The 1,742-nt window shown below is 67.6% G+C and carries 1 protein-coding gene; it reads right to left on the bottom strand.

What is annotated here, in order from left to right; translation table 11 throughout:
* Positions 1–1,742, bottom strand: a 1,742-nt coding sequence (locus tag CH274_RS21280) for an acetyl/propionyl/methylcrotonyl-CoA carboxylase subunit alpha (RefSeq protein WP_094658861.1), incomplete at both ends; no start/stop codon positions are given.

Genomic DNA, 1,742 nt, shown 5'->3' with positions numbered 1-1,742 from the left:
TTGATCTCTGCGAGGACGGTGCCTTGGGTGATGGCGTCGCCTGCGGTGACGGTCAGGCCGGTGATGGTGCCTGCTTTGTGGGCGTTGACGGGGTTTTCCATTTTCATCGCTTCCAGGACGGCGATGAGGTCACCGGCCTCGACGGTGTGGCCTTCGTCGACAGCGACTTTGACCACGGTGCCCTGCATCGGTGCGGTCACCGCGTCACCGGATGCCGCGCCGGCTCCGGCACCACCACGGGTACGCGGTTTCGGCTTACGCCGCACTGCACCCGCGTTGGCACCGCCGCCGTTGCCGCCGCCGAGGGACAGTTCCCCGGGCAGGGAGACCTCGACACGTCGGCCACCGACCTCGACGACGACGGACTGCCGCGGCAGCACCTCCTCGTCGTCGATCGGCGCTCCGGCGGTGAACGGGGGAACCTGGTTGTCCCATTCGGTTTCGATCCACCGGGTGTGCACCGAGAACGACTCCCCGTCGCCGATGAACGCCGGATCGGAGACCACCGCAGCATGGAACGGGATCACCGTCGCCAGGCCTTCGACGGTGAACTCGGCCAACGCCCGACGCGACCGCGCGAGGGCTTCCTCGCGGGTGGCTCCGGTGACGATGAGTTTGGCGAGCATCGAATCGAACTGGCCGCCGATCACACTGCCGGATTCGACACCGGAATCGACGCGCACACCCGGCCCCGACGGGGCGATGAACGTGGTGACCGGGCCCGGTGCGGGCAGGAACCCACGGCCGGCGTCTTCGCCGTTGATCCGGAACTCGAACGAATGCCCCCGCGGTTCGGGATCTTCGGTGATCGACAGTTCCTCACCGTTGGCGATCCGGAACTGCTGCAGCACCAGATCGATGCCCGAGGTTTCCTCGGTGACGGGGTGTTCGACCTGCAGGCGGGTGTTGACCTCCAAGAACGAGACCAGTCCGTCCTGGCCGACGAGGTATTCCACCGTCCCGGCACCGTAGTAGCCGGCTTCGAGGCAGATCGCTTTCGCCGACGAGTGGATTTCCTTGCGTTGGGCGTCGGTGAGGAACGGGGCGGGGGCTTCTTCGACGAGTTTCTGGAAGCGGCGTTGCAGCGAGCAGTCGCGGGTGCCGGCAACGACGACGTTGCCGTGTTGGTCGGCGATGACCTGCGCTTCGACGTGGCGGGGCTTGTCGAGGTACCGCTCGACGAAGCATTCGCCCCGACCGAACGCCGCGACCGCTTCGCGGGTGGCCGAGTCGAACAACTCGGGGATTTCCTCGCGGGTGCGGGCGACCTTCATGCCGCGTCCGCCGCCACCGAATGCGGCTTTGATCGCGATCGGCAGACCGTGCTCGTCGGCGAAGGCGAGGATCTCGTCGGCGTTCTTCACCGGTTCGGAGGTACCCGGCACGGACGGGGCTTTGGCGCGGGCGGCGATGTGGCGGGCGGTGACCTTGTCACCGAGGTCGCGGATCGACTGCGGAGACGGCCCGATCCAGATCAGCCCGGCATCGATCACGGCCTGGGCGAAGTCGGCGTTCTCGGAGAGGAACCCGTAGCCGGGGTGGATGGCGTCGGCACCGGACTTGGCGGCGGCGTCGAGGATCTTGTCGATCACCAGATACGACTCCGCCGAGGTCTGACCCCCCAGCGCGAACGCCTCGTCGGCCAACCGAACGAACGGGGCATCGGCATCGGGCTCGGCGTACACAGCGACACTGGCCAACCCGGCATCGGCGGCCGCCCGGATCACCCGCACCGCGATCTC

Source organism: Rhodococcus sp. 06-418-5 (assembly GCF_002258285.1).
Classification (GTDB): Bacteria; Actinomycetota; Actinomycetes; order Mycobacteriales; family Mycobacteriaceae; genus Rhodococcoides.
This window is presented reverse-complemented; position numbering and strand designations above follow the sequence as displayed.